The following is a 24,096-nucleotide window of genomic DNA, read 5'->3' as shown; positions in this document are numbered from 1 at the left end:
TGGTCTAGTCGTAAGTCACCCGGGGATCGAGGTAGCCGTACGCGAGGTCGGCCACGAAGTTCAGGAAGATGATGGTCGACGCGAGCACGATGAACGTGCCTTGCGCGACCGGGAAGTCACGCCGAAGGACCGCACGGACCATCTCCCGGCCGATACCCGGCCACGCGAACACCGTCTCGATGAGGACGCTCCCGCCCACGGCGTAACCGAGGGCGATCGCGGCCGCCGTGATGATCGGCAAGAGCGCGTTGCGAGCGGCGTGTTTGAACATGATCGTCCGCTCCTTGAGCCCCTTGGCGCGGCAGACGTCGATGAAGTCCTCGGAGAGGACCTCGAGCATGCTGGTCCGCATGATCAGCAGTGGGTATCCCATGTAGTAGAACCCCAGAACGGCCGCCGGTGCGATGAGGTGACGGAGGAAGTCAAGGGTAAAGACCATATCGAGGAATCCCGTGTTCTGTCCCCCCGTCCCCAAACTGGTCATCCCGCTCATCGGGATGACGCCCAGTTCGGCGCCGAAGATCCACAGAACGATGAGCCCGACGTAGAAGGTCGGCACGCTCCGGGCGGTCAACGCGGTGATGACCGTGCTCCGCTCGAACCGGGACCCGCGGTACCACCCCGACAACACGCCGAGCGTGATGCCGAGGGCGTACGCGACGATGAACGCCGTCAACATCAACACGAGCGTGTTCGGCATGTACGTCGCGATGATGTCGGTGACGGGTTGGTTCGAGTGGAACGACTGGCCGAAGTTCAACACGACGAGGTTCTCGAGGAACCGGATGTACTGGACGTGTAACGCGTCGTTGAGGCCGTAGCTCTCGATGAGCTGTTGGCGGGCCTCCTGTGTCATCTGTGAGGAGACGACGTACGACGTCGGGTCGCCGGGCATGAGCCTGAACAGCCCGAACAACACCGTTCCGACCGCCCACAACGTCACGACGAGTTGGAGCGTGCGTCTGACAACGAAGCTAGCTTTTCCCATGTTACTTAGTCACTAATATCCTTGTGGTTGTTTTAAATATTGCGCCGCAGGGTGGGTGATACACCCGTTCGCGTTTTATTCGGGTGCCTGGAGCGCGCCGGCGTCGGTGTAGCTGTAGCCAGCCTCCTCGAGGCGGCTACGCGCCGCTTCGACGCTCTCTTCGTACTCCGTCACGTCCTCCGTGTGGAGCGGACCGAACGCGGGCGACATGATGTTGAAGCCCTTCTCCGGGAAGCCGAACAGGATCTGGTCGACGATCGGCGTCCGCGGGATGGACTCGTACAGCGCCCGCCGGAGAACGGGATCGTCGAGTCCCTCCTCTCGCTCGTTCGCGGTGAAGTGCCAGAACGTCGGGGCGAGCTCGGAGTTGACGCTGATGTTGTCCTCGTCCTGGTTCTCGTTGAGCTGGCGGTCGAGCCGACCGAACGGCTCGTAGTTGAGGTCGCCGCTGAGGAGGTTCGACCACACCGTCGACGCCTCGGGAATGACGCGCCAGAACCGGCGCTCGAAGTCGACGGGAGCGAAGTGGTCGTCGAACCGAGTCATGCCGAACTCGCTGCCCTGCTCCCAGTAGTCGAACATCATCGGACCGCTGCCGACGGGTTCCTCGATGTTCTGTTGGCTCGGGTTGTCGCGGTCGGCCCACTTGTGCTCGGGGATGATCGGGATGATGCTCGCGATACCGAGATTGAAGGGCCCGTACGTCTCGGACATGTTGATCCGGACCGTCTCCTCGTCGACGACCTCGGCTCCCTCGAGGAACCGCGTCTGGGGCGAGTAGTACGGCACCTCGTTGTCGATGATGTAGTTGTACGAGAAGGCGACGTCCTCGGCGGTGACGTCCTCGCCGTCGTGCCACGAGTGGTCCGTCCGGATGGTGTACTCCATCGTGGTCTCGTCGACGCGCTCGAAGTCCGTCGCGAGGCTGACGTCCGTAGCCACCTCGGCGTTGTTGTCGAGCTGGACCAGATAGTCGTACATCATGTTGAACTGGTAGACGTGCTTGTTCTCGCCGTTGTGACCGAGCACGTTCATCGTCGAGAGCGTCTCCGGCCAGTACCCCTTCAGGACGGTCTCGCCGCCCTGCATCTCCAGGTTGACCATCGTCCAGTAGGAGTTGAACCCGTTCGCGAGGTCCGCCTCCAGGTTGTCGACCTGGTTGTTGTTGTAGACGCCGAGCATGGGCATGTGGGTGATCGGCATCATCGGCACGTCGTCCACGATCGTCCGCTGGATGTCGTGTGCCAGGTCGATCCGGGTGTCGTCGTCCGGCTCGCCCAAGTAGTCGGCCATCATCCCGTCGAGGTCCTCGTTCTCGTAGCCGGAGTAGTTCCCCTGGCCCGGGTCCGTGTTGTCGGAGTTGAGTAGGTTGTTCAGCTCGGTGACCGGCTCCGTCACGAAGAACGTGTGCCACGTCGCGAAGCTGTAGTCGTACTCCTCGGAGACCCGACTGAAGAGCGTCCCCCACTCGAGCACGTCGACCTCCATGTCGAGGCCGAGCTCGTCGTCGAACTGGCTCGCGATGAGGTTGATCGCGTCGTGTCGCGGCGGGTTGTAGCTCTGCGCGTTGTTGACGTAGGTGTACGTCGGGAGGTTGCTGTCGCCGCCGCTGGACCCGTCGTCGTCGCCGCTGGACCCGTCGTCGCCGGATCCGTCGTCGCCGGATCCGTCGTCGCCGCCACCGCCACCGCCGCCGGAACACCCGGCGAGGGCCGTGATGCCGACCGTTCCGCCGGCGGTAGTCGCTTTCAGGAAGTCGCGCCGTTTCATGTCCGCTTCTGACCTAACCATGGATCAACCCATCGTTTCACAAGGAAGTATATAAATATGTGGTTCATCCACTCCGCCAGTCGTCTATTACCGGATCATGAAGGAGGACAGTAATGATCTGTGCGTATATCCGTCTCAATAACGTATTACTGCCGATTTTCTTTCCATCATGGTCGTTACTGATCTATGATCGCGAATCCGACGCCCGCGTTCGATCGTCGTCGTGATTCGTTTGCGGAGGGGTCCCGGGCGAAACGCGCGACCGATCCGGCCGGTCACGAACGTATCGGAGAGGTGATTATTTCTCTCGTCGATCCCACGCCCTGGTCAATCCCACGATCCCCCGTTCCGGTCAATCCCAAAACGATTGCGTCCGCGCATACTCGCGCTCCTGCCGCAACACGTCCCGATAGAACTCGTCCTCGTCCTCCCGGAGGCGGTTGATGATCCTGGCGGCGTTGTGCGGGCCGACGCCGCGCGCGGCCATCGCGATCACCGCACGCTTCCCGTGGGTCTGGACCAGACTCGCCGCCCGATGTGCCCGTTCGGTGCGACGCTCCTCCTCGTCGTCCTTGTCGGTCGCGCGGACGGCCGCGACGGTCTCCTCGTCCCAGGGGTTCAACGACGCGATCCGCGTCGATCCGCACTCGGGGCACTCCGGTCGCTCCCCGACCCTCCTGACCTTGGTGGTCCGCTCCCAGTCCGTACAGTGGAGACAGAACAGCCGCACCCGGTCGTTCCGGATCCGTTCGCGGACCGTCTCGATCACGTCGGCGTCGGCGTTCTCCGGCACGAGGAACTCCGTGCCGGCCGACCGGCCGGCGGTGCCGATCGGTGTTCGTTCGCGGGCGGTCTCGAGGCCGATGCGTCCGGACCGGACCCCCTCGAGAACGTCGGCCGTCTCCGCGACCGCGAGGTCGGCGTGGAACACCTCTCGAAGCGCCTCGTCGTAGACGGGCGTTCCCTCCAGGGCCGCGAGCAGGCGGTCGCCGCCGAACTTCCCGCGACCCTCCCGGTAGCGTTTGACCGACCCGAACTTCGCGGCGACCTGCGCGAGCGTGAACTTCAGCGCCTCGGAGTTCTTCACGGCGATCTCGAGGTACGCCTCCAGGCCCGCCGGATCGGTCGTCTCGAGGACCTCCCGGAACGTCCCGGGGCCGACCCCGCTCGGCACCTCGAACTCGACCCGGTAGGGGTCGACGTCCATCCCGACCGACGACCCCGCGCGCTGCCCGACGAGCGCGGCGAGCAGACGCGCGAGCGTCTCGTTGACCTCGTGGCCGAACGTCGCGTTGACCGCGACGGTTCGCGCGCTTCCCTCGATGGCGATCCGCTCGTCGGTCGGTACGGGATGGCCCGCGTCGACGTGGTCCGCGATCGTCCCGATCGCCTCCCCGACGGTCCGTTCGTCCGTCGGGTATCGTCCGGCCAGATCGCCCGCGACCGCCGCCGGCGTCGACCCGGCCTCGAGCGCGCTCGCGACCTCCCCGCGGATCCGGCCGACCTCCTCGGCGACCGGCTTCGGCACGGGGATCTCCCGGCCGGTCCACGAGGGCACCTCCCCGGCGGGGTCGGCGATCGGGGTGACCTCGACGCGCTCCTCCTCCTCGTCGACCTCCGTGATCCGCCACATCTCGCCGCGCTGGACGAACGTCTCGCCCGGCCCGGCGAAGTTCACGACGAACCGCTCGTCGAGGGTCCCGATCCCCCGCCGGGAGGACATGTCGTACACCTCGTAGGTGGACTCGTCGGGGATCATCGAGAGGTTCGCGTAGAAGTACTGCCAGGTGCCGCCGGACTTCTCGAGGGTGTCGGTTTCCTCGTCGAGCCACAGTAAACGGTTCCCGTCGAGCTCGCGGACGATCTCCTGAAACGTCGGCTCCGAGAGCCCCCGGAAGGGGTACGCGTTCGTGACCGTCTCGTAGACCGCTCTGGCGTGGACCTCGCCCTCGTCCATCACCACGCCGACAACCTGGTTGGCGACCGTATCGAGGCTGCCGTGATGGATGTTCGCGGGTTCGACGAGGCCCTCGCCGGCCCGCCGGGCGATCGCCATCGCCTCCAGCGTGTCGTCGCCCCCCTGCGTCACCACGGTCCCCTCGGAGACCAGGTCCCGCCGGTGGCCCGCCCGCCCGATCCGCTGGAGCAGCCGGGCGACCTCGCGGGGGCTCCCGTACTGGACCACGTGGTCGACGCGGCCCACGTCGATGCCGAGCTCCATCGAGGACGTACAGACGAGCCCGTCGACCTCGCCCGCCTTGAACCGGTCCTCGACGTCGACGCGGACCTCCTTCGAGAGCGAGCCGTGGTGGACCTCGATCGTCGCCGCCCCCTCGTCCGGGTCGCCCGCGGGGTCGCCGTCCCGGTCGTCCGCCGCGAGCGTCTTGAACCGCGACCCGAGCGCCTCCGCGGTCTGTCGCGTGTTGACGAAGATCAGCGTCGACTCGTGGTCGGCGACGATCTCGCGGATCGTCCTGACGTGGCTCGCGGTCGTCTCGTCGGTCGCGAGCTCGCCGGCCAGCCGCGAGTCCGCCTCCGTGATCTCGGGATCGAGCACCCGCACGTCGGTTCGCGTCCCGGCCGCGACCTCGACCGTCTCGAACTCGCGGTCGCCCTCTCGGTCCGGGTCCCGACGGCCGCAACCGACGAGGAACCGCCCGACCTCCTCGGGCGACCCGACGGTCGCGCTCAACCCGATCCGCTGGAACGGGCCGGCGACGCGTCGGAGCCGTTCGAGCCCGACGGTGAGCTGGGCGCCGCGTTTGGCCGACGCCAGCTCGTGGACCTCGTCGACCACGACGTGGGCGACGTCCTCCAGGGCGATCCGCATCTTCGATCCGGTCAGGATCGCCTGGAGCGTTTCGGGCGTCGTGATCAGCACGTCCGGCGGGTCGTCGGCCTGTTTCGACCGCTCGTACCGCGTCGTGTCGCCGTGACGCACCGCGACCTCGACGTTCAGCCGGCCGCCCCACCACTCCAGTCGGTCCATCATGTCGCGGTTGAGCGCGCGGAGCGGAGTGACGTACAGCGCCGAGATCCCCTCGCGCGGCTCCTCGCCGGGGGCGTCGCGGGCGCGATGGATCGCGTCGAGGACGGGCAGCATCGCGGTCTCGGTCTTTCCGGTGCCCGTGGGAGCCAACACGAGGGCGTTCCGTCCCGCGGAAAGCGGCGGGATCGCCTTCCGCTGCGGCTCCGTCGGCGTCGAGAAGCCCCGCTCCGAGAGCGCCTCCCGAACGTCGCTTCCGAGGTGCGTGAACGCCTCCATACCCGACGATTCCGACATCACCGAACGTTGGGCGTTCGGCCGATTAAGCCCGTCGCCGTCCGTGCTCCAGTCGTCGGAACGACGCCGTCGTCATCGCCCTCCCTCACCTCACAGCTCGATCGTCGCCGCGACCTCGCGGAACTTGGGGTCGTACAGGTCCAGCGCATGGACCCGCCACCGGATCGGGTCGAACTCGACGCCGGCGTCGACGAGGCGGCTCGCGGCCGCCGGGGATCCGCCGCGCGCCAGCGTGACGTGAGGGACGTACGCCTCGCCCTCGATCCCCTCGATCGCGCCGTACTCGACGCACAGCCGACGGTGGAGCCGGAGGAGCGCGTCGCTCTCGACGGCGAGGTAGACGACGGGATCGGATCCGGACGCGGGCGTCTCGAACGCGCCGACCCCGGTGACCGCGACCGCGAAGGGGTCGACCGGCGCGAGGAGCGGCCGGAGTCGGTCGCGGATGCGGTCGAGGGCCGCCGGGCGCGGCGGGGGGTCGTCGGCCGCGGTCACGGCCGAGACGCCGAACCGCTTACACACGAGCGTGTGTCGGTCGCGAACCCGATCGTACCCCGAGAGTTTCGGCTGGAGATCGCCGGCGAGCCGCTCCACAGGGGGCGGGAGCGGGACGTTGAGGCTGAACACGGCTCGGACGCGATTAGATCCGATCGGCGAGCCGTAATACGATCAGGACGACGATGACGAGGACGATCAGCGTCGGCAGGGCGTCGAGCAGCGCGAAGGTCAGATCCAAAACCGTCCCGAGGATCTCCAGGAGAAGCCACACGATCGCGAGCCCGAGAACGATCTTCAGGAGGTCGTCGACGTCGATCTCGGCGCGGTTCATGTCGGCGAGGACGTCCGGAGCGGGCAAAAGCCCACCGGAGCGTCGGGACACCTCGTCGAAGCGGGTGGCCGCGGTCGGAGACGGCAACCGATCAGGCGGTTAAAGACCCTTGCCGGACCAACGACGGGCATGAGCCTGATCGCGTTCGACTTCGACGGCACGCTCTCCGACTCCGAGATGACGGTGTTGCTCGCGGAGCGCGGGGGCGTCGCCGACGAGATCGCCGAGATCACGGAACGCGCGATGAACGACGAGATAAGCTACGCGGAGAGCCTCTACAGCCGCGCTGAGCTGCTCGGCGGCCTCGACGAGGGGGCCGCGAACGAGGCGTTCGACGCGGTCCGGCTCCGGCCGGGCGCGGCGCGGCTGATGAAACGGCTCCGGGCGGACGGCCACCACGTCGCGGTGCTCACCGGCGGCTTCGAGCGCGGGGTCGAGCGCGCGCTCGAACGCGAAGGTGCCGAGGCCGACACGATCGTCGCCAACCGACTGCCGATCGCGAACGGAAAACTCACCGGCGAGGCGGAGGGGCCGCTGATCGAGGGTACCAAGGACGACGCGTTGGCGGAGCTCGCCGCGGATCTCGGCGTTCCGATGGCGTCGACGGTCGCGGTCGGCGACGGCGCGAACGACCTCCCGATGCTCGAGGTCGCGGGTCTCTCCGTCGGGTTCGTCCCGAAGCCGGCGGTCAGGCCGGTCTGTGACGCGGTGGTCGCCTCGATGTACCGCCTCGGGAAGGTGCTCGAGGCCCACGGCGTGCTCTCGGGATCGGAGTGAACGGCAGCCGATCACGGATCCGATCGAGATGATCGGGACCGATCTTTCATGAGGACCGACCCGAACGTCACGACATGGCCGGTTCCGTTCGGGTGGTATGGTGATCCCCACTCCGACCGATCTTCAGTTCCACCTCGTCTTCACCCTCCCCGCTCTCGCGGCGACGCTCGGTACGGCGGCGTACCTCTGGGTCGTCGACCGGATCGCGATCGGGCTGGGGACCCGGCAAACATCCGCGGATCTCACCACCGGCGTGACCGTTCTCGGTCTCCCGATCGAGGAGATGTACTTCTTCGTCGCCGCCGGGCTCATGACCGTCAACGGCCTCGTCCTCCTCGAGCGGGTGTTCGATCGGCATGAGACCCAGTGGTCCGCGTCGAGCGGGCGACACGGCACCGGGATCGAGCGACACGGGACCGCGGTCGAACCGGACGTCGAGCTCGATCCCGTCGATGACTGACGCCGGAGGCGACGACCGTGCCGCGCGCGCGATCGTCGACGGCTGGTTCGCACGATATCCCGCGATCGCGATGGGAGCGCTGGTCCCCTTGGGGGCCGTTACCCCTCTGTTTCCGGTCGAAGTCGGCGTCGCGACGTTCGCGCTCGGCACGCTGGTCGTCGGAATGGCTCACGGCGCGGTCGATCACCTGGTTCCGCTGCGTGCGGTCGGGGTGGGCCGGACGTCGCTGCGGCGGTCGGTGGCGACCGTCTCGATCGCGTACGCGCTCCTCGGCGGCGCGGTCGTCGCCGCGTTCTTCGTCGCGCCGCTCGCGGCGTTCGTCGGATTTGTCGGACTCACCTGGATCCACTGGGGGCAGGGTGACGTGGCCGCGCTCGTCCTCGCCGGCGTCGACCACCTCCAGTCTCCCGGCGAGCGGGCGCTGACCCTGTTCGTCCGCGGCGGGCTTCCGATGGGCGTCCCGCTCGTGAGCCATCCCGAAGAGTACCGGCTCGTGGCCGAGTGGATGATCGGTCTGTTCGCCGCCGATGCGACCGGTGGGGCCGGTACGACCGGTGTGACCGCCGCCCTCGATTCGCTTTTCGGCCCGTCGACGCGGCTCGCGGTCGGCGTGGTCATGGCGGTCGCGACGCTGCTGTCGATGGCGCTCGGCTACCGCCGGGTACGGGCCGGCGCGGACCGACGGGGGTGGCTCCGCGACGCCGGCGAGACGGGCGTGTTGTGGGCGTGGTTCCTGCTCGCCGCGCCCGTCTTCGCCATCGGCGTCTACTTCGCCGCCTGGCACTCGCTCCGGCACGTGGGGCGGCTGACGTTGCTCGATGAGGAGTCCGCGAGGCGTCTCGCCGAAGGGGACGTCCGCGGGGCGCTCTCCCGGTTCGGCCGCGACGCCGCGCCGCTCACGCTCGGCGGGTTCCTCGTCGTGGGGGGCGTGGGACTGGCCGTCCCGTCGGGGGTCGCCGCTCCGGGGGACGTCCTCGCCGTCTCGCTCGTCGCCATCGCGGCCCTGACGCTCCCGCACGTGGTCGTCGTCGCGTGGCTCGACGGGAAACAGCGGATGTGGCGGCCGGGCGGGTCCAACTGACTCGATCCGGCAGACTCGACCGACTCGCCCCCGCGGGGTCAGGAGTCGACCCCGTCCCACCCCGGCGTCCCCGGCGCGCCCGCGCCGTCCTCCAGCTCTCGAACCAGCCGCTCGCGAGCCGAGTCGTCGAGATCGACGGTCCTCCCGTCGGCTCCCGCTCGCTCGTGCCAGCCGCGGATCGCGTTTCCCGCCCACGAGTCGGCCTCGCGGGCTCGGGCACGTGCGTCGCCCATGCGGTCACGGTCCACGGAGAGCGATCCGGGACGCGAGCCGGCGGCCGCCCCGACGAACCGAGCACGGTCGCCGACGGTCGTCTCGCCGTCACGGATCCGCGCGATCACGCCCTCGAGGTCGTCCGGATCGGGGTACGCGAAGACGGTCGATCCCATCGCCTGCGGACCGAACGCCGGCGCGGGGAGGTCCGCGGGCGGGTCGCCGTCGAGGAGGCGCTCGCCGCCGCCCGCGGCCTCGACGCGCTCGCATTCGGTCTCCGCGTCGAGCGCGAGGTTGTGACCGGGATACGTCGAGCAGGTCCGCGGGTACGCCTCGTCGCCGTGGATCCGACACTGGAGGGTGGTCGGATCGAGGAAGACGCACGCGTCGAGCCAGCGGACCGTGTCGGTGCCGATCGGCGCGACCGGCTTCGGCGGCTTCCTGAGGCCGACCACGAAGACCGGTCGGCCGTCGACGGCCGCGAGGTCGGTCCCGTCGATCCGGACGCGGTCGTCCCCCTCCGCGGGCTCGAAGAGACGGGGCGCCATGGCGTCGCCGAGCCCGCGGTCGAGGAAGCCGACCGCCTCGTCGCGGGTGAGCGGCGCGAGGCCGTAGACGTCGTCGAGCGGCGGCCGGCGGCCGTCCCGGTCGGAGCCGGCGGCCTCGGGCGCGAGCGGCCGCCAGTCGACACAGCAACCGGCACACCCCTCACAGCGGAGATCCATGGGTCGTGCCTGGGAACGACTCGCACGGGTAAAAGGGATCGGTCGGAGGGTGTCGGCTCGAGATCGATCGGTCGGCCGACCTAGTGGATCCCCTCGGAGATCCGTACCGACCCGTTGATGACCTCGACGACGATCGTCCGATCCGAGTCGTCGGAGACGCGAACCGTGGCCGTCTCCGTCTGGCCGTCGTCGACGGCGGCCGTGACGGCGTATTCGCCGGGCTGGAGGAGGTTCATCGAGCTCCCCGACTGGTCGGGAAGCAGGTGGTACTCCGCGCGGTGGCGGCACTCGCCGTCACGGCGGATCGTCAGTCGGACGTCGTGTGCGGTTTCGGGGTCGTGGTTGCGGACGTGGAGGTCCTCGCTCTCGAGTCGCCAGCGGGTGCTGTCGTCGGTCGTCGAGGACGTCCGGAGGAGGTCGGACGGGGACAGTCGGACCATACTCCGTGGTCCGACCCGAGGGGATATGGCTGTCACGGAGGGTCAAACTCGCCTTTGTGGGAGTCGATGGCGTACGGCGGTTGGGCCCCTCGCGGGCGCGATACCGCCTACAGCTCCCCCTTCGTGCTCGGCGTGTCGCTGCGTCGCTCGTCGATCCGCGTCGCGTCGTCGAGCGAGCGCGCCAGCGCCTTGAACAGCGCCTCGACCTCGTGGTGGGCGTTGTCGCCCGTCTCGACCGCGGCGTGGAGCGTGAGTCCGGCGTTGTGCGCGAGCGAGAGTGCGAAATGGTCGGCCATGACGCTCGTGAACCCGCCGATCGATTCCTGGGAGAACTCGCCGGAGAAGTCGTAGTACGGCCGTCCCGCCACGTCGACGACGACGCTCGCGACCGCCTCGTCGAGCGGGACCCGCCGGTCGGCGTACCGCCGGATGCCGCGCTTGTCGCCGAGTGCCTCCTCGAACGCCTCCCCGAGACAGATCGCCACGTCCTCGACGGTGTGGTGGTCGTCGATGTGGGTGTCGCCGTCACAGCGGACGGTGAGGTCGAAGAGGCCGTGTTTCGCGAATGACTCGAGCATGTGGTCGTAAAACCCGATCCCGGTGTCGACCTCGCTCTCCCCGTCGCCGTCGATCGCGAGGGTCAACTCGATCGTCGTCTCCGCCGTCTCGCGGGAGACGGCCGCGGTCCGGTCGTGCTCGCTCATACCCGACCGTCGGCGGGGGATCTTAAGGCGGTTGCGGGTGGGACGATGCTCGCGAGCGAACCCGGCGGTGGCTATTTGGTCCGTGCGGGAGTCGTTCCTCGCGACATGGACGCTCCGAACGGTTCCGATGGCTCCGGCGATCCCAACGGATCCGGCGTCCCCGACGCCTCCGGACCGGGGATCGTCGGTCCGGCGGCCGAGGTCGACGTTCCGGACGCGCTCGCCGACGTCGTCGACGCCGACACCGGCGAGGGGGAGCTCGAACGGACGATCGGACTCACCGGGGGGCTCGCGATCGGGATCGGGACGATGATCGGCGCGGGGATCTTCGTGTTCCCCGGGCTCGCGGCCGAGAACGCCGGCCCGGCCGCGTCGCTGTCGTTCGCCATCGGCGCCGTCGTCGCGCTGCTCGTGGCCCTGCCGACCTCCGAGCTCGCGACGGCGATGCCGCGAAGCGGCGGCGGCTACTTCTTCATCTCGCGGGGGCTCGGCACCGCCCCCGGCGCGATCGTCGGTCTCGGGCTCTGGCTCGGGCTCGTGTTCGCGTCCGCGTTCTACCTCGTCGGACTCGGGAGCTACGCCGGGCAGGTGTTCCTGGAGGCGGGGATCGCGCTCCCGGTGGATCCGGCGGTCCCCCTGGGGGTGGCCTTCGGGGTGGGGCTCACGGCGCTCAGCCTCTTCGGGACCGAGAACACCGCGTCGCTCCAGAACGGGATCGTGATGGTCCTGCTCGTCATCCTCACGCTGTTTCTGAGCTACGGAAGCCTCGACGCGCTCGGCGTGTTCGGGACGGAGAGCACGCCGGAACGCTTCTTCCCGCCCGGCGGACTGTTGCCGGTGCTCCAGACGGCGGCGCTCGTGTTCACCTCGTATCTCGGCTTCGCACAGGTGGCGACCGTCGCCGGCGACATCAAGGACCCCTCGCGAAACCTCCCGCTGGCCATGGTCGCGTCCGTCCTCGTCGTCGGCGTGTTCTACGTCGTCACGGTCTTCGTCGCGACGAGCGCGTTCGGCAGCGCCCGCCTCGGCGAGTTCGGCGAGACCGCCATGGTCGAGGTCGCGCGTGAGTTCATCGGGTTTCCCGGAGCGATCGCCATCGTGATCGCCGGCCTATTGGCGACGTTCTCGAGCGCGAACGCGTCGATCCTCAGCGCCTCGCGCGCCGTGTACGCGGTGAGCCGCGACGACCTCATTCCCGCGGCCGCGAGCCGTATCAACCTCCGATACGGGACGCCACACGTCGCCCTGGGGCTCGCCGGCGGGCCGATCGTCGTCCTCGCCGCGACCGGGCAGGTGGAGCTGCTCGCGGAGGTCGCCTCGTTCCTCCATCTCGTGATGTACGGGCTGATCTGCGTCGCGCTGATCCGTCTCCGGCGCGAGCGACCCGACTGGTACACGCCGTCGTTCCGCTGTCCGGCCGGGCTCGCGGTCGCCGGCGTCGGCGCGTTCGCGAGCTTCGCGCTCATCGCGTTCATGCAGCCGGCCTCGATCGGCATCGGGATCGCCGTCATGGTCGCGGCCTACGGCTGGTACCGGTACTACGGGACCGACGTCGAACTCAAGGGGCGGTTCTAACCATGACCGACACGACACCACCGGACGACCCGACACGAACCGAGAGCGACCGACCCGCGGTGCTCGTCCCGCTCGAAGTGCTGGAGGGCGAGTCGCTCCCGACCGGCACCGCGGACCTGCTCGCGAACGCGCACGTCGTCCTGTTGGGGTACCACGTGATCCCCGAACAGACGGCCGCGGAGCAGGCGAGAGCGCAATTCGGCGAGGTCGCGATGTCGAAACTCGACGAGTTCGCCGGCACGCTGGCGGACGCCGGCGCGTCCGTCGAGACGCGGCTCGTGTTCACCCACGACGAGGGGACGACCGTGGATCGGCTCATCTACGAGCACGACTGTCTGGCGGTGCTCGTTCCGAACAGCACCGAGCGCGTCGAGTCCGTCCTCGTCGCGCTCCGAGGAACGGTCGGCGTCGGGCGGAACACGCGGCTCGTCGCCGGCCTGTTCGCCGAGTCGGACGTCGAGGTGACGCTGTACCACGCCCTCGACGAGAACGAGTCGATCGCGGACGGCGAGTCGTTCCTGAACGGGGTGAGAGCCGATCTCGTCGAGCGCGGGATGGCTCCCGACCGGATCGGGGTCGTCGTCGAGGACGCGGATGCGGCGGTCGACGCGATCGCCGGTCACGGCGAGTCCCACGACGCGGTGGTCATGGGCGAGACGGACCCGTCGGTCACCACGTTCGTCTTCGGAATGCCCTCCGAACAGGTGGCGGAGCGATTCCTCGGTCCGGTGTTGGTCGTCCAGCGCGAGCGTCCCGAGGAGTAGCCGGGGCGGGACCGATTCGCGGTGACCCCTCCGTCTCAGACCGCGTCGGCGGCCGCCTGTGCCTCCCGCAGCGTGAACTCCCCCTCGTACAGCGCGGTTCCGACCACGACGGCGGCCGCGCCCGCCTCCTTCAGCGCGACCACGTCGTCGACGCTCGCGACGCCGCCCGAGGCGATCACGGGGATCTCGACCGCGTCGACCACGCTCGAGACCGCCTCGCGGTCGATCCCCGACAATCGCCCCTCGACGTCGACGTTCGTGAAGAGGACCGCGCCCGCGCCCAGCTCCTCGTAGCGCGCGGCGGCCTCGGCGGGATCGAGGCCGGTCCCCTCGGTCCAGCCCGAGACGACGACCTCGCCCTCCTTCGCGTCGAGCCCCACGACGACGCTCCCCGGGTGCGTCCCGCTTATCTCCTCGACGACCTCCGGGTTCTCGACCGCGGCGGTACCGAGGATCACGCGATCGATGCCCGCGTCCAGCAGCCCGCGGGCGTCGTCCGCGGTCCGGATGCCGCCGCCGAGCTGGAGGCCGATCCCCTCGTCGACGGCGTCGACGACCGCCTCGATCGCGTCGGCGTTGGCGCGCTCGCCCTCGAACGCGCCGTCGAGGTCGACCAGGTGGAGCGTTCGCGCGCCCGCGTCGATCCAGTTCGACGCCGCCTCGACCGGGGCGCCGTAGCGTTTGCCCGTGCCGCGCTCGCCGCCGACGAGCTGGACGACCTCGCCGTCCTGGACGTCGACCGCGGGGATCACCTCGAACTCGGAGAAACGGGTTCGACTCATATCGAATGCCAGTCGCGGCTGCCGATTAAACGGGTCGGTTCGGCGGGCCCGAGGGGAACCCGTCGATCGGGCGGATCACTCCACCGAGACGAGCAGCGCGTCGATCTCCTCGTCGAAGGTCTCGGGCTCGGTCGAGAGCGCCGCCGCGGTCTCCTCGTCGGTCGCCGACCCGAGCGCCGTCTCGGCGTCGATCACGTCGGGGAGCGCCCCGTCTATCGCGTCCGAGAGCGGCTCCGTCGGGTACGCTCCGCCGGCGACGAGCACGTCGGTCCCGTCGTGCCAGACGCCGAGTCGAGCCTTGATCTCCGCGGTCTCGTCGATCGTCGTCGTCGACCCGTCCGGCAGGGGGAGCTCGCCCTCGAAGGCGAACTCGCCCGTCAGCCGCCACGCCGTCGCGGAGTGGCCGGTCTCGACCGTCGTCGTTCCCTCCTCGACGACCTCGGTCCCCTCGATCCCGCTCGACCGCAACTGCCCCCGGAACGCGTCGAGCGCGGCGGTCTCGACCTCCCCCATCAGCCGATCGCGGCCGACGCCGCCCGGGAGCGTGTCGATCGCGGGTCGGAGGTCGATCCGGGTCGAGAAGAAGACGACCGGCGAGCCGCCGACGTCGAACGTCCCCGAGAGCGCGTCGGCGACGGAGACGTACTCGTACACGCGGGTGTGCTCGAGCGCCCGCACGGTGACCGGACCAAACGCCTCCTCGAAGACCGTGCTCTCCGACTCCTCGAGCAGTCGCCATCCGTCGTCGATCCGGTCGCTCGTCACCGTCGGTGCCGGCACCGGCCCGTCGCGGGTGCCGAGACAGCCCGCGAGCCCGACCGCCGCGACGGTCGCGCCGCCGGCGAGCAGTCGTCGTCGCGTGACTCCGTCAGTTCGTTCCGCCCGTTCGTCGGTCATGCGAGTCCGGAGGTCGCGTCGGGGGAAAGCGGTGTCGGCGACGGTATCGGATCCGATACCGCCGTCGACACGGATCCCTTATGTAACCACCCAGTACAACAACCAAGTAATGACACACGACGCGACCGAGACCGACCGATCGGCGGACCGACACACGCGGCGACGGTTCCTCGCGCTCGGGGGTGCGGCGGGCGTGGCGGGGTTGGCGGGCTGTAGCGCGGAGCGGACGGCGGACGACGGGGAAAACGACGGCGACGGAAGCGACGGCGACGGAAGCGAGGACGGGGGAAGCGACGGTGACGGGGGCGCGGGCGACGACGGCGAAAGCGAGACGCCGACGCTGACGGTCGCGACCTACGGGGCGTTCATCGACGCGCCCTCCGTGAGCCCGGGCGAGTGGCTGAAAGAGGAGTTCGAGTCGCGCGTCGACGCCGAGTTGGAGTGGGCGACGCCCGACAACGAGGTGAACTACTACGTCGAGCGCGCCGCCTCCGGCGCGTCGATCGACGCCGACCTCTACGTCGGGCTCACCGCCGAGGACCTGGTCCGGGTCGACGAGGAGGTCGACGACGACCTCTTCGCGTCCGCCGGCGAGGTCGAGGGAAGCGACGCGGTCCGGGAGGGGCTCCGGTTCGATCCCTTCGAGCGGGCGGTCCCGTTCGACACCGGCTACGTCAGCCTCGTGTACGACGGCACCGAGACGGAGGCCCCCGAGACGTTCGAGGGGCTGCTCGCGGAGGAGCACCGCGGCGACCTGATCGCCCAGAACCCCGGCGGCTCCTCGACCGGCCGAGCGTTCATGTTGCACACGGTCGCCCGGTTCGGCGACGGGGGCGTCGCCGGCGACGGGGAGGCCGTCGAGGGCGACGACGGGGACCCCGACTACGACTACCTCGACTACTGGGCGGAGCTCCAGGACAACGACGTTCGCGTGCTCGGTTCCTGGGACGACGCGTACACCTCGTGGTCGGAGGGAGAGGCCCCGATCGTCGTCTCGTACTCCACCGACCAGGTGTTCGCGGACATGGAGGGCGCAAATCTCGAGGAACACCAGATTCGGTTCCTGAACGACCAGGCGTACGCGACCCCGGAGGGGATGGCGGTCTTCGCCGACGCCGACGAGCCCGACCTCGCGCGGGAGTTCATGTCGTTCATGCTCGAACCCGACGTACAGGGGGAGATAGCCCAGCGCAACGTGGCGTTCCCCGCGACCGACACCGCGGAGCTCCCCGATGACTACGCCGAGCTGGCCCAGGAGCCCGCCGAACCGGTCACGTTCACGTACGACCAGCTCCAAGGGTCGCTCGACGGATGGATCTCCGAGTGGGAACGGCAGTTCGCGGGCAACTGATCCCGAACCCGTGAGCCACGGATCCGGCGGTCGTGGGGGACCGGACGCTCCCGAGCACCGGCGGAACCGGACGGCGCGGCTCCGCGACCGGATCGAACGACACGCGCTGGCCGGCCTGACGGTCGCGACGGTCGCGGTGTTGGCCGTGGTCTTCTACTACCCGGTGGGAACCGTCCTCGTCGAGTCGGTCGTCGTCGACGGCGCGGTCACGCTCGGCGTGTTCGTCGATCTGCTGCGGGACCCCTTCTACTTCGGCGAGCTCGCGCGGCTGTTCGCGGGCGAGAGCCCGCTCACGGTCGCGCGGGCGCTCGTCGATCCCGACCGCCGGCTCGGGATCGTCGGGTTCACCGCCTACCAGGCCGCCCTCTCGACGGTCGCGAGCGTCGCGCTCGGCCTCCCCGCGGCCTACCTGCTCGCGCGCTTCGAGTTCCCCGGGCGGCGGACGCTGCGCTCGCTGACGATCGTCCCCTTCGTGCTCCCGTCGATCATGGTCGCGGTGGGGTTCGTCGCCACCTTCGGCCGGAACGGGACGCTGAACGCCCTCCTCGCCGCTGTCGGGCTCGGTCCCGTGGAGCTCATGTTCTCGCTGGAGGCGATCGTGATCGCCCACGCCTTCTACAACGCGCCGCTCGTCGCGCGAGTGACGACGGCCGCCTGGGAGTCCGTCGACGCCGGCGCGGTCGAGACCGCCCGGAGCCTCGGCGCGGGGCCGCTCCGGTCGTTCCTCGACGTGGTCGCCCCGCAGGTGTACCCCGCGGTGTTGATGGGGGCGGCGCTGACGTTCGTCTTCACATTCGGGACGTTCCCGATCGTGTTGGCGCTCGGCGGCTTCGAGCTGGCGACGGTCGAGGTGTTCGTCTACCGGCTCGCGCGCGACCTGAACTACGCGGAGGCGGCGGCGCTCGCGGTCGTCGAGCTCGTCATCTCGCTGGCAGTGCTCGGCGCGTACCTCCGGTACGAGGCGAGACACACGGTGACTTCGCGGGGCGTGCGGCCGCTCCCGCGGCGACCGCTCGTCCCGTCCGCGCCGACCGCGGGAGCGCTCCTCGCCCGTCTCGGACTCGGCGTCTACGGCGTCGTCGCGGCGCTGGTCTTCCTCGCGCCCATCGCCTCCATGGTCCTCGCGAGCGTCACCGGGGGCGACGGGACGCTCACGCTCGACCACTACCGGTTCCTCGTAGAGCGCCAGCGCACGGGCGCGGCGTTCCAGGTGCGCCCGTGGCCCGCCATTCGTAACTCGCTCGTCTTCGCGGCGGCGTCGGCGCTCGTCGCGCTCCCGATGGGCGTCGTCGTCGCGGTCGTGACAACGCGCCGGTACCGCGGCCGAAAGCTCGTCGACGCGGTCGCGATGGCCCCCTTCGCCGTCTCGGGGATCCTCGTCGGGCTCGGGCTGCTCCGCGGGCTCGTGTTCGGCGTCGAGGTCGCAGGATGGCGGATCGCGGTCGCCGGATCGGCGGCGATCGTCGCCGCCCACGCGGTGGCGGGCTACCCGTTCGTCGTCCGGACGGTCGCGCCCGGGCTGGAGTCGCTCGACCGGTCGCTGATCGAATCGGCGCGCGCGCTCGGCGCATCGCGGGCGCGCGTGTTAGGCGACGTCGAGCTCCCCCTGGTCTGGCCGGGCGTCGTCGCCGGCGCGGCGTTCGCGGTCGCCATCTCGATGGGCGAGTTCACGGCGACGGTGGTGCTCGCGACCGGCGCGGACGCCTACACGATGCCGGTCGCGATCGAACGGTTCATCGGGCGGCGGCTCGGACCCGCGACCGCGATGGGCTGCGTCCTCCTCGTCGTGACCGGGCTGAGCTTCGTCGTGATCGAGCGGCTCGGGGGTGAGTACGATGGGATCTGAGCGAGACGAACGGGGAGGCGAAGGCGAACCTCCGATCGCCGTCGAACTCGAGGGCGTGGGAAAACGCTACGACGGGACGGTCGCCGTCGAGGACGTGGACTTGGCGGTCCGGGAGGGCGAGTTCTTCACGCTGGTCGGTCCCTCCGGCTGCGGGAAGACGACCACGCTCCGACTGATCGCGGGCTTCGAGGAACCCACCGCGGGAACGGTCCGTTTCGGCGGGCGGGACGTCTCCGGCGTGCCGCCGGAGGGGCGAAACGTGGGCGTGGTGTTCCAGAACTACGCGCTGTTCCCGCACATGACCGTCGGCGAGAACGTGGGGTACGGGCTGCGCTTCTCGGACCCGCCCGGCGACGTGACCCGCGCGGAGCGCGTCCGCGACCTGCTCGACCTCGTCGACCTCCCGGGAACCGCCGACCGCGACCCGGAGAGCCTCTCCGGCGGGCAGAGACAGCGGGTGGCGATGGCGCGGGCGCTCGCGCCCGGTCCCGACCTCCTGCTCCTCGACGAACCGATGAGCGCGCTCGACGCGCGCCTCCGCGAGCGCCTGCGGCTCCAGGTGCGGGAGATCCAGCGCGAGCTCGGGATCACCACCGTCTACGTCACCCACGACCAGGAGGAGGCGCTCTCCGTCTCCGATCGGGTCGCGGTGATGCGCGGGGGAACCCCCGAGCAGGTGGCGGAGCCGCGAACCGTGTATCGGCGGCCGGCCTCGCGGTTCGTCGCCGAGTTCGTCGGCGACAACAACGTGTTCGAGGGGGTCGTCGCGGGAGAATCCGGCGACGGTGAGAACGGGGACGAGGACGGAGACCGGGAGGGCCCCGTTTCCGTCCCGGTGGACGTCGACGGCGCGACCCTCCGCGTCGCGGTCGGCGGCAACGACCGCGCTACGGACGGAGATCCGGGCATCGGCGACCGGATCGTCTTCTGTGTCCGCCCGCAGCACCTGCGGGTCGGCCGGACCGAAAACGGACTCGAAGCGACCGTCGAGAGCGCCGAGTTCCTCGGGGAGACGACGCGGATCCACCTCGCGTGGGGCGACCGGGAACTCCTCGTGCGAACCGAGGACCCCCTCTCCGGGACGGTCGTCGTGGGGTTCGACCCCGCGGACGCACACGTGATCGGCGTCGACGGGAGGTAGCTCGACGCCAAAACACCATTGTGGTACCTATCGTTAGGGTGCGGTGGCGCGTGCCCGTGAGCGCCCGCCAGGGCGCGAGCCGGCCCGCGCGAGGGAGGGCGGCGGCGGCCGCGACGCGGTGCGGTCCCGCGGCCGCCGCCGGCCGAGGCTGGGGAGGCGTGAGGTGGGGGACCGTCCGATCCGCCGACTCCGCCCGCGGCCGACACGTCTTAACCGTCCGGCCGACAAGGCCCGACATGGCCTCGGAGGCGTGTGACGTCTGTGAGCGGTCCGTCAGGATCGCCGGCGGGATCGGCGACCTCTGGAACTTCGCGTTCGAGTCGACGCAGGGTATGACCCTGGAACTCGCCGACGGCTCCGAGTTCTTCCTCTGTTTCGAGTGTATGGAGTCGTTACCCGAGGACACGGAACCGACCGCTGGCGACGTCGCCGACCTCCGCGAGCGGACCGAGCCGGTCGACGAGGACCGGAACTCCTTCTGGCACTGGGGCTGATCGGACCGAACCACCGCTACGGGGTGGAAGGCCGGGAAAACCGGAAAAGCCGGAAGATCGCGTCGTTCGAACCGGTCTCTCGTGGAAACGTCGTTCTACGGGCCGTGAAACGGAGTCCTACAGCCGGTAGCGGCGGCGCGGACCGAATCGGACGATCCGGACCGGTCGCGTCGAAGTCATCCACGTGGAAAACAGGTGGCGAACGACTACTGCGGTGCCGACGACGGTGAACGCGGCCGCGACGGCGACCGGGTGTTCGATGGCCAGGAGCGCACCGAACACGACCGCGAGGAATCCCGCGAGTACCGCGAGCGAGTCGATGAGCGGGGGCGACGTGGTGGTGAGTCTGGACGTGCGGGCCGATGATCGGTCAGTTGGTGCTACCATACCATCCCTTCGTGTCGAGCGGGGATAAACTTTCATATCTCAAATATATTTTGATAAATGGTAACGTACAACATGCATTTAGATGGTCTGAAACACACGATAACTCCATGTAAGAGATACCATGGTACTAGACATGGAATAATATGTATTATGATATATACTGATCGATCATGTTCGGACGACGGCGATCGGGAGAGTCTCATGGAACGCTTCACGACCCGTTGGTTTCACCTCGTACTATCCACGGTCATCCGGTAGATCGAGCGTGCTTGTCGGACGGATGATTTGATCGAGAGTGGATCGTTGCTGGCGCGGTGGCCGTCTCCAAAGCCCCACTCGCGAGGGCTCGCGCGACTCGCTGTGGTCCTCGTCGCTCTCTTCGTTCGCTCCTGCGGTCCTTACTTCGTCGAGCGTCGCCCTCGCAACTGCCCCTTTGAGTCCCACCCCGCACAACCCCGCACCTCACGCCTCCCCAGCCTCGTCGCTCACTTCGTTCGCGACGTCCCTCGCGGGCCGGTCGCGGGCCGGCGGCCCGCTCCCGGGCGCGCCACCGCAATACGGATCGCCCGTTTCTCCGCCTGTACTGAGCATACGCCGAGCACCGCGAGGCGTTTCACCGACGGAGCCGTCGGACACGGCGGAGTCGGCTTTTTCCCTCCAGGTTTTTCGAGGAGGGGTTCTCGAAGCGAACGCAGTGAGCGAGCGAACCTCTCCTCGAAAAAGGTGGAAGTGAACTGGTGCGCTTTTGAACGCGGGGGGCTTGCGTTCGAACATGACCGAGACCCTCATCCTCGCCACTCGCGGGTCGGAGCTGGCCCTTCGACAGGCCGAGACCGTCCGCGACGCGCTCGCGACTCGACGGCGGGAGGTCGATATCCGCCGCGTGGAGACTCGTGGCGACCAGATCCCGGACGAGCTGATCCACCGGCTCGGCCGAACGGGAGCGTTCGTCCGCGCGCTCGACGAGGAGGTGCTCGCCGGCGACGCCGACCTCGCCGTCCACTCGATGAAGGACGTCCCCACGGAGGGCGGCGACGACCTCGTCGTCGCCGGCGTTCCCGAGCGCGCCGCCTCCGGCGACGTCCTGGTTCATCCCGAGGGGGCGGCGCTCGCGGACCTCCCCTCGGGAGCCGTCGTCGGCACCGGGTCGCTCCGGCGGACCGCCCAGATCAAGGCCACACGGCCGGACCTCGTCGTCGAGCCGATCCGCGGCAACGTCGACACCCGGATCGAGAAGCTGCTCGCGCCCGGGCTCCAGGCGGAACACGAGCGCCGACTGATCGCTTCCGGGGAGGACGCCGCGTTGACCGCCGAGGAGGACGAGGAGACCACTGAGGACGACGAGGAGACCGCCGATCCGGACGACCCCGAGGAGTTCGATCGGAGCGTCGAGGAGTGGTTCGACTCGCTGTCGGACCTCGAACGCTCGGCGATGGAGCGGAAAGTCGAAGAGGAGTACGACGCGCTCGTGCTGGCGGAGGCGGGGCTCCGGCGGTCGAACCTGCTCGACGAGGTCGGGACGACCCGGCTCTCCCGCGAGGAGTTCGTCCCCGCGGCCGGGCAGGGTGCCATCGCCGTGACCGCGACGGACGACGAGGTCGTCGAGGCGGTGCGGTCGGCGGTCGATCACCCCCGAACCCGGGTCGCGGCGACCGTCGAACGGACGGTGCTCGCCGAGCTCAACGGCGGCTGTATCGCGCCGATCGGCGTCTCGGCGCTCGTTCAGGGCGAACACGTCCACGTCCGGGTCCGCGTGCTCTCGACGGACGGCACCGAGGAGGTGAGCGGGACGCGCGACCTCCCGATCCGATCGCACGCGACGGCGGCCGCGTCGTTCGCGGCGGACCTCGCCGACCGCGGCGCGGCGGAGCTGATCGCCGAGGCCCGCGAGGAGGTCGACGCGGATGCCTGAAGACGAGCCGGACTCGACCGCGAACGACCGCGCTCCCGACGACCGAGACGTCGCTCCCGACGACGACGTCGGCACGGTGTACCTCGTCGGCTCCGGACCGGGCGACCCGGACCTGCTGACGGTCAAGGCGGCGCGGCTGATCGACGAGGCGGACGTCGTGCTTCACGACAAGCTGCCCGGCCCGGAGATCCTCGGGCGGATCCCCGAAACGAAACGGGAGGACGTCGGCAAGCGCGCGGGCGGCGAGTGGACTCCCCAGGAGTACACGAACCGGCGGCTGGTCGAGCTGGCCCGCGAGGGGAGGTCGGTCGTCCGGCTCAAGGGCGGCGATCCGTTCGTCTTCGGCCGCGGCGGCGAGGAGGCCGAACACCTCGCGGACGCCGGGATCCCCTTCGAGGTCGTCCCCGGCGTCACCTCCGCGATCGCGGGGCCCGCGGTCGCCGGGATCCCCGTTACCCACCGCGATCACGCCTCCTCGGTCTCGTTCGTCACCGGCCACGAGGACCCGACGAAGGACGAGTCGGCCGTCGACTGGGACGCGCTCGCGGCGACCGGCGGCACCGTCGTCGTCCTGATGGGCGTCGGGAAACTTCCGGCGTACACCGCCGAGCTTCGTGCGGCAGGAATGCCCCCCGACACGCCGGTCGCGCTCGTCGAGCGTGCGACGTGGCCCGACATGCGCGTCGCGACCGGCACCCTGGAGACGATCGTCGACGTCCGCGACGACGCCGGGATCGAGCCGCCCGCGATCACGGTGATCGGGGACGTGGCCGCGACCCGCGACCGCGTCGTCGAATTTCTGACGAACGCGGAGGCTTCCGCGGAACCCGAACAGGGCGGTGACGACGCGTGAGCGACGACAGCGAGGCGCGACGCGCCTCCGGCAGTCGGGCTTCGCCCGACGACGGAGTCGACGCCGGCCCGCGCGTCGCGGTCTTCCGCCCGGACGACGAGCGGATCGACGAGGCGGTCGACCTGCTCGCGTCGCTGGGAGCGACCCCCGTACCGGACCCGATGCTCGCGGTCGAGCCGACGGACGCGGTTCCGGCGGATAACGCCGCGTTCGTCGTACTCACGAGCAAGACGGGCGTCGAGCTCGCCGCTGCGGCGGGATGGACTCCCGGCGACGCGACGCTCGTCACCATCGGCCCGTCGACGGCCGCCGCGGCTCGCGAGGCCGGCTGGGACGTCGATCTCGTTCCCGAGGAGTACACCTCCGCGGGGCTCGTGGCGGCCCTCCGTGACCGGATCGCCGACGAGCGCGTCGAGATCGCGCGCTCGGACCACGGGAGCGACGTGCTGCTCGAGGGACTCCACGACGCCGGCGCGGACGTGACCGAGACGGTCCTCTACCGACTGACGCGGCCGCCCGAGGCGGGCGAGTCGGCCGAACTGGCCGCCGCCGGAGACCTCGACGCGCTCGCGTTCACCTCCTCGCTCACCGTCGAGCACTTCCTCGCGGCCGCCGACGATCGGGGGATCCGTGAGGCGGCGCTCTCCGGAGCGAACGACGCCGTCGTGGGCGCGATAGGCCCGCCGACCGCCGAAACCGCGAGGGATCTCGGATTCGACGTCGACGCCGTCCCCGACGCGGCGGACTTCGAGGCCCTCGCCGAACGCGTGGTTGAGGTGGTTCGCGACCGCGCTGGCGACGAGTGACTCCGAGGACCGGATCCC

22 protein-coding genes and 1 pseudogene are annotated in these 24,096 nt (G+C 69.6%); 12 read left to right on the top strand and 11 right to left on the bottom strand.

The features are described from left to right. Window positions 1-4 precede the first annotated feature (4 nt). The 5 genes from OKW78_RS08310 to OKW78_RS08290 form a co-directional block, all read right to left on the bottom strand. Window positions 5-988 (bottom strand): ABC transporter permease, encoded by a 984-nt coding sequence (locus OKW78_RS08310; RefSeq protein ID WP_281194718.1) that lies wholly within the window; start codon window positions 986-988, stop codon window positions 5-7. Between the two features lie 75 nt (window positions 989-1,063). Beyond that, the gene (locus tag OKW78_RS08305) at window positions 1,064-2,779 is read right to left on the bottom strand and encodes an ABC transporter substrate-binding protein (protein ID WP_281194717.1); all 1,716 of its coding nucleotides are present in this window, start codon (window positions 2,777-2,779) and stop codon (window positions 1,064-1,066) included. A 331-nt stretch (window positions 2,780-3,110) separates the two neighbouring features. After that, complete coding sequence (locus OKW78_RS08300; RefSeq protein WP_281194716.1) at window positions 3,111-6,041, bottom strand: DEAD/DEAH box helicase; 2,931 nt, start codon at window positions 6,039-6,041, stop codon at window positions 3,111-3,113. Window positions 6,042-6,131: 90 nt separating this feature from the next. Continuing rightward, window positions 6,132-6,668, bottom strand: a complete 537-nt coding sequence (locus OKW78_RS08295) for a 2'-5' RNA ligase family protein (RefSeq protein ID WP_281194715.1) — start codon at window positions 6,666-6,668, stop codon at window positions 6,132-6,134. 13 nt (window positions 6,669-6,681) lie between these two features. Then, window positions 6,682-6,870, bottom strand: coding sequence for a hypothetical protein (locus tag OKW78_RS08290; protein WP_281194714.1), 189 nt, complete (start codon window positions 6,868-6,870; stop codon window positions 6,682-6,684). Between the two features lie 129 nt (window positions 6,871-6,999). Between OKW78_RS08290 and serB the strand changes: the two genes are divergently transcribed. The 3 genes and pseudogenes from serB to OKW78_RS08275 all read left to right on the top strand — a co-directional run bounded on the left by serB (window position 7,000) and on the right by OKW78_RS08275 (window position 9,188). Continuing rightward, window positions 7,000-7,647, top strand: coding sequence for a phosphoserine phosphatase SerB (gene serB / locus OKW78_RS08285; RefSeq protein WP_281194713.1), 648 nt, complete (start codon window positions 7,000-7,002; stop codon window positions 7,645-7,647). Between the two features lie 154 nt (window positions 7,648-7,801). After that, window positions 7,802-8,107: pseudogene (locus tag OKW78_RS08280) on the top strand (lycopene cyclase domain-containing protein); the annotation flags it as partial. Beyond that, on the top strand, window positions 8,100-9,188 hold the full coding sequence (locus OKW78_RS08275; RefSeq protein WP_281194712.1) for a Brp/Blh family beta-carotene 15,15'-dioxygenase: 1,089 nt from the start codon (window positions 8,100-8,102) through the stop codon (window positions 9,186-9,188). The pseudogene OKW78_RS08280 and the gene OKW78_RS08275, both read left to right, overlap by 8 nt. Before the next feature lie 38 nt (window positions 9,189-9,226). Here OKW78_RS08275 and OKW78_RS08270 read toward each other — a convergent pair whose 3' ends face one another. From OKW78_RS08270 to hisB, 3 genes are all read right to left on the bottom strand, one after another. Further along, window positions 9,227-10,126 (bottom strand): YkgJ family cysteine cluster protein, encoded by a 900-nt coding sequence (locus OKW78_RS08270; protein WP_281194711.1) that lies wholly within the window; start codon window positions 10,124-10,126, stop codon window positions 9,227-9,229. A gap of 80 nt (window positions 10,127-10,206) precedes the next feature. Further along, window positions 10,207-10,566, bottom strand: a complete 360-nt coding sequence (locus OKW78_RS08265; RefSeq protein WP_281194710.1) for a hypothetical protein — start codon at window positions 10,564-10,566, stop codon at window positions 10,207-10,209. Window positions 10,567-10,673: 107 nt separating this feature from the next. Beyond that, window positions 10,674-11,270, bottom strand: coding sequence for an imidazoleglycerol-phosphate dehydratase HisB (hisB, locus tag OKW78_RS08260; RefSeq protein ID WP_281194709.1), 597 nt, complete (start codon window positions 11,268-11,270; stop codon window positions 10,674-10,676). A 105-nt stretch (window positions 11,271-11,375) separates the two neighbouring features. Here hisB and OKW78_RS08255 point away from each other — a divergent pair, with 105 nt between their 5' ends. Beyond that, window positions 11,376-12,845 (top strand): APC family permease, encoded by a 1,470-nt coding sequence (locus OKW78_RS08255; protein ID WP_281194740.1) that lies wholly within the window; start codon window positions 11,376-11,378, stop codon window positions 12,843-12,845. A gap of 2 nt (window positions 12,846-12,847) precedes the next feature. Beyond that, the gene (locus OKW78_RS08250; protein WP_281194708.1) at window positions 12,848-13,609 is read left to right on the top strand and encodes a universal stress protein; all 762 of its coding nucleotides are present in this window, start codon (window positions 12,848-12,850) and stop codon (window positions 13,607-13,609) included. Window positions 13,610-13,644: 35 nt separating this feature from the next. On the opposite strand, the gene hisA is transcribed toward OKW78_RS08250, so the two are convergent. Next, window positions 13,645-14,391 (bottom strand): 1-(5-phosphoribosyl)-5-[(5-phosphoribosylamino)methylideneamino]imidazole-4-carboxamide isomerase, encoded by a 747-nt coding sequence (gene hisA, locus OKW78_RS08245; protein WP_281194707.1) that lies wholly within the window; start codon window positions 14,389-14,391, stop codon window positions 13,645-13,647. A 75-nt stretch (window positions 14,392-14,466) separates the two neighbouring features. Next, window positions 14,467-15,288, bottom strand: a complete 822-nt coding sequence (locus OKW78_RS08240) for a hypothetical protein (RefSeq protein WP_281194706.1) — start codon at window positions 15,286-15,288, stop codon at window positions 14,467-14,469. 109 nt (window positions 15,289-15,397) lie between these two features. Here OKW78_RS08240 and OKW78_RS08235 point away from each other — a divergent pair, with 109 nt between their 5' ends. The 4 genes from OKW78_RS08235 to OKW78_RS08220 all read left to right on the top strand — a co-directional run bounded on the left by OKW78_RS08235 (window position 15,398) and on the right by OKW78_RS08220 (window position 20,120). Next, window positions 15,398-16,639 (top strand): thiamine ABC transporter substrate binding subunit, encoded by a 1,242-nt coding sequence (locus tag OKW78_RS08235; RefSeq protein WP_281194705.1) that lies wholly within the window; start codon window positions 15,398-15,400, stop codon window positions 16,637-16,639. Continuing rightward, window positions 16,521-18,485 carry an ABC transporter permease gene (locus tag OKW78_RS08230; RefSeq protein ID WP_369335031.1) on the top strand — a complete coding sequence of 655 codons (1,965 nt, stop codon included), beginning with the start codon at window positions 16,521-16,523 and terminating at the stop codon, window positions 18,483-18,485. The genes OKW78_RS08235 and OKW78_RS08230 overlap by 119 nt, the downstream gene beginning before the upstream one ends. Then, complete coding sequence (locus OKW78_RS08225; protein WP_281194703.1) at window positions 18,475-19,626, top strand: ABC transporter ATP-binding protein; 1,152 nt, start codon at window positions 18,475-18,477, stop codon at window positions 19,624-19,626. Before OKW78_RS08230 ends, OKW78_RS08225 begins: the two co-directional genes overlap by 11 nt. Window positions 19,627-19,862: 236 nt before the next feature. Continuing rightward, window positions 19,863-20,120: a hypothetical protein gene (locus tag OKW78_RS08220; RefSeq protein ID WP_122104052.1), complete on the top strand. Its 258-nt coding sequence runs from the start codon at window positions 19,863-19,865 to the stop codon at window positions 20,118-20,120. A gap of 117 nt (window positions 20,121-20,237) precedes the next feature. Here OKW78_RS08220 and OKW78_RS08215 read toward each other — a convergent pair whose 3' ends face one another. After that, window positions 20,238-20,507 (bottom strand): hypothetical protein, encoded by a 270-nt coding sequence (locus OKW78_RS08215; protein WP_281194702.1) that lies wholly within the window; start codon window positions 20,505-20,507, stop codon window positions 20,238-20,240. A gap of 772 nt (window positions 20,508-21,279) precedes the next feature. On the opposite strand from OKW78_RS08215, the gene hemC reads away from it, so the two are divergent. From hemC to OKW78_RS08200, 3 genes are read left to right on the top strand one after another with little or no spacing between them, the layout of a single operon-like run. Continuing rightward, window positions 21,280-22,419 (top strand): hydroxymethylbilane synthase, encoded by a 1,140-nt coding sequence (gene hemC / locus OKW78_RS08210; RefSeq protein WP_281194701.1) that lies wholly within the window; start codon window positions 21,280-21,282, stop codon window positions 22,417-22,419. Further along, the gene (cobA, locus tag OKW78_RS08205) at window positions 22,412-23,272 is read left to right on the top strand and encodes a uroporphyrinogen-III C-methyltransferase (RefSeq protein WP_281194700.1); all 861 of its coding nucleotides are present in this window, start codon (window positions 22,412-22,414) and stop codon (window positions 23,270-23,272) included. The genes hemC and cobA overlap by 8 nt, the downstream gene beginning before the upstream one ends. Further along, window positions 23,269-24,078, top strand: coding sequence for a uroporphyrinogen-III synthase (locus OKW78_RS08200; RefSeq protein ID WP_281194699.1), 810 nt, complete (start codon window positions 23,269-23,271; stop codon window positions 24,076-24,078). The genes cobA and OKW78_RS08200 overlap by 4 nt, the downstream gene beginning before the upstream one ends. The last annotated feature ends 18 nt before the right edge of the window (window positions 24,079-24,096 follow it).

Origin of the sequence: Halorubrum sp. F4, from assembly GCF_027257195.1 — an archaeon.
In the GTDB taxonomy this organism is placed as follows: Archaea; Halobacteriota; Halobacteria; order Halobacteriales; family Haloferacaceae; genus Halorubrum.
Note: the sequence above shows the minus strand (reverse complement) of the source record. Positions and strands in the feature narration are given on the sequence as shown.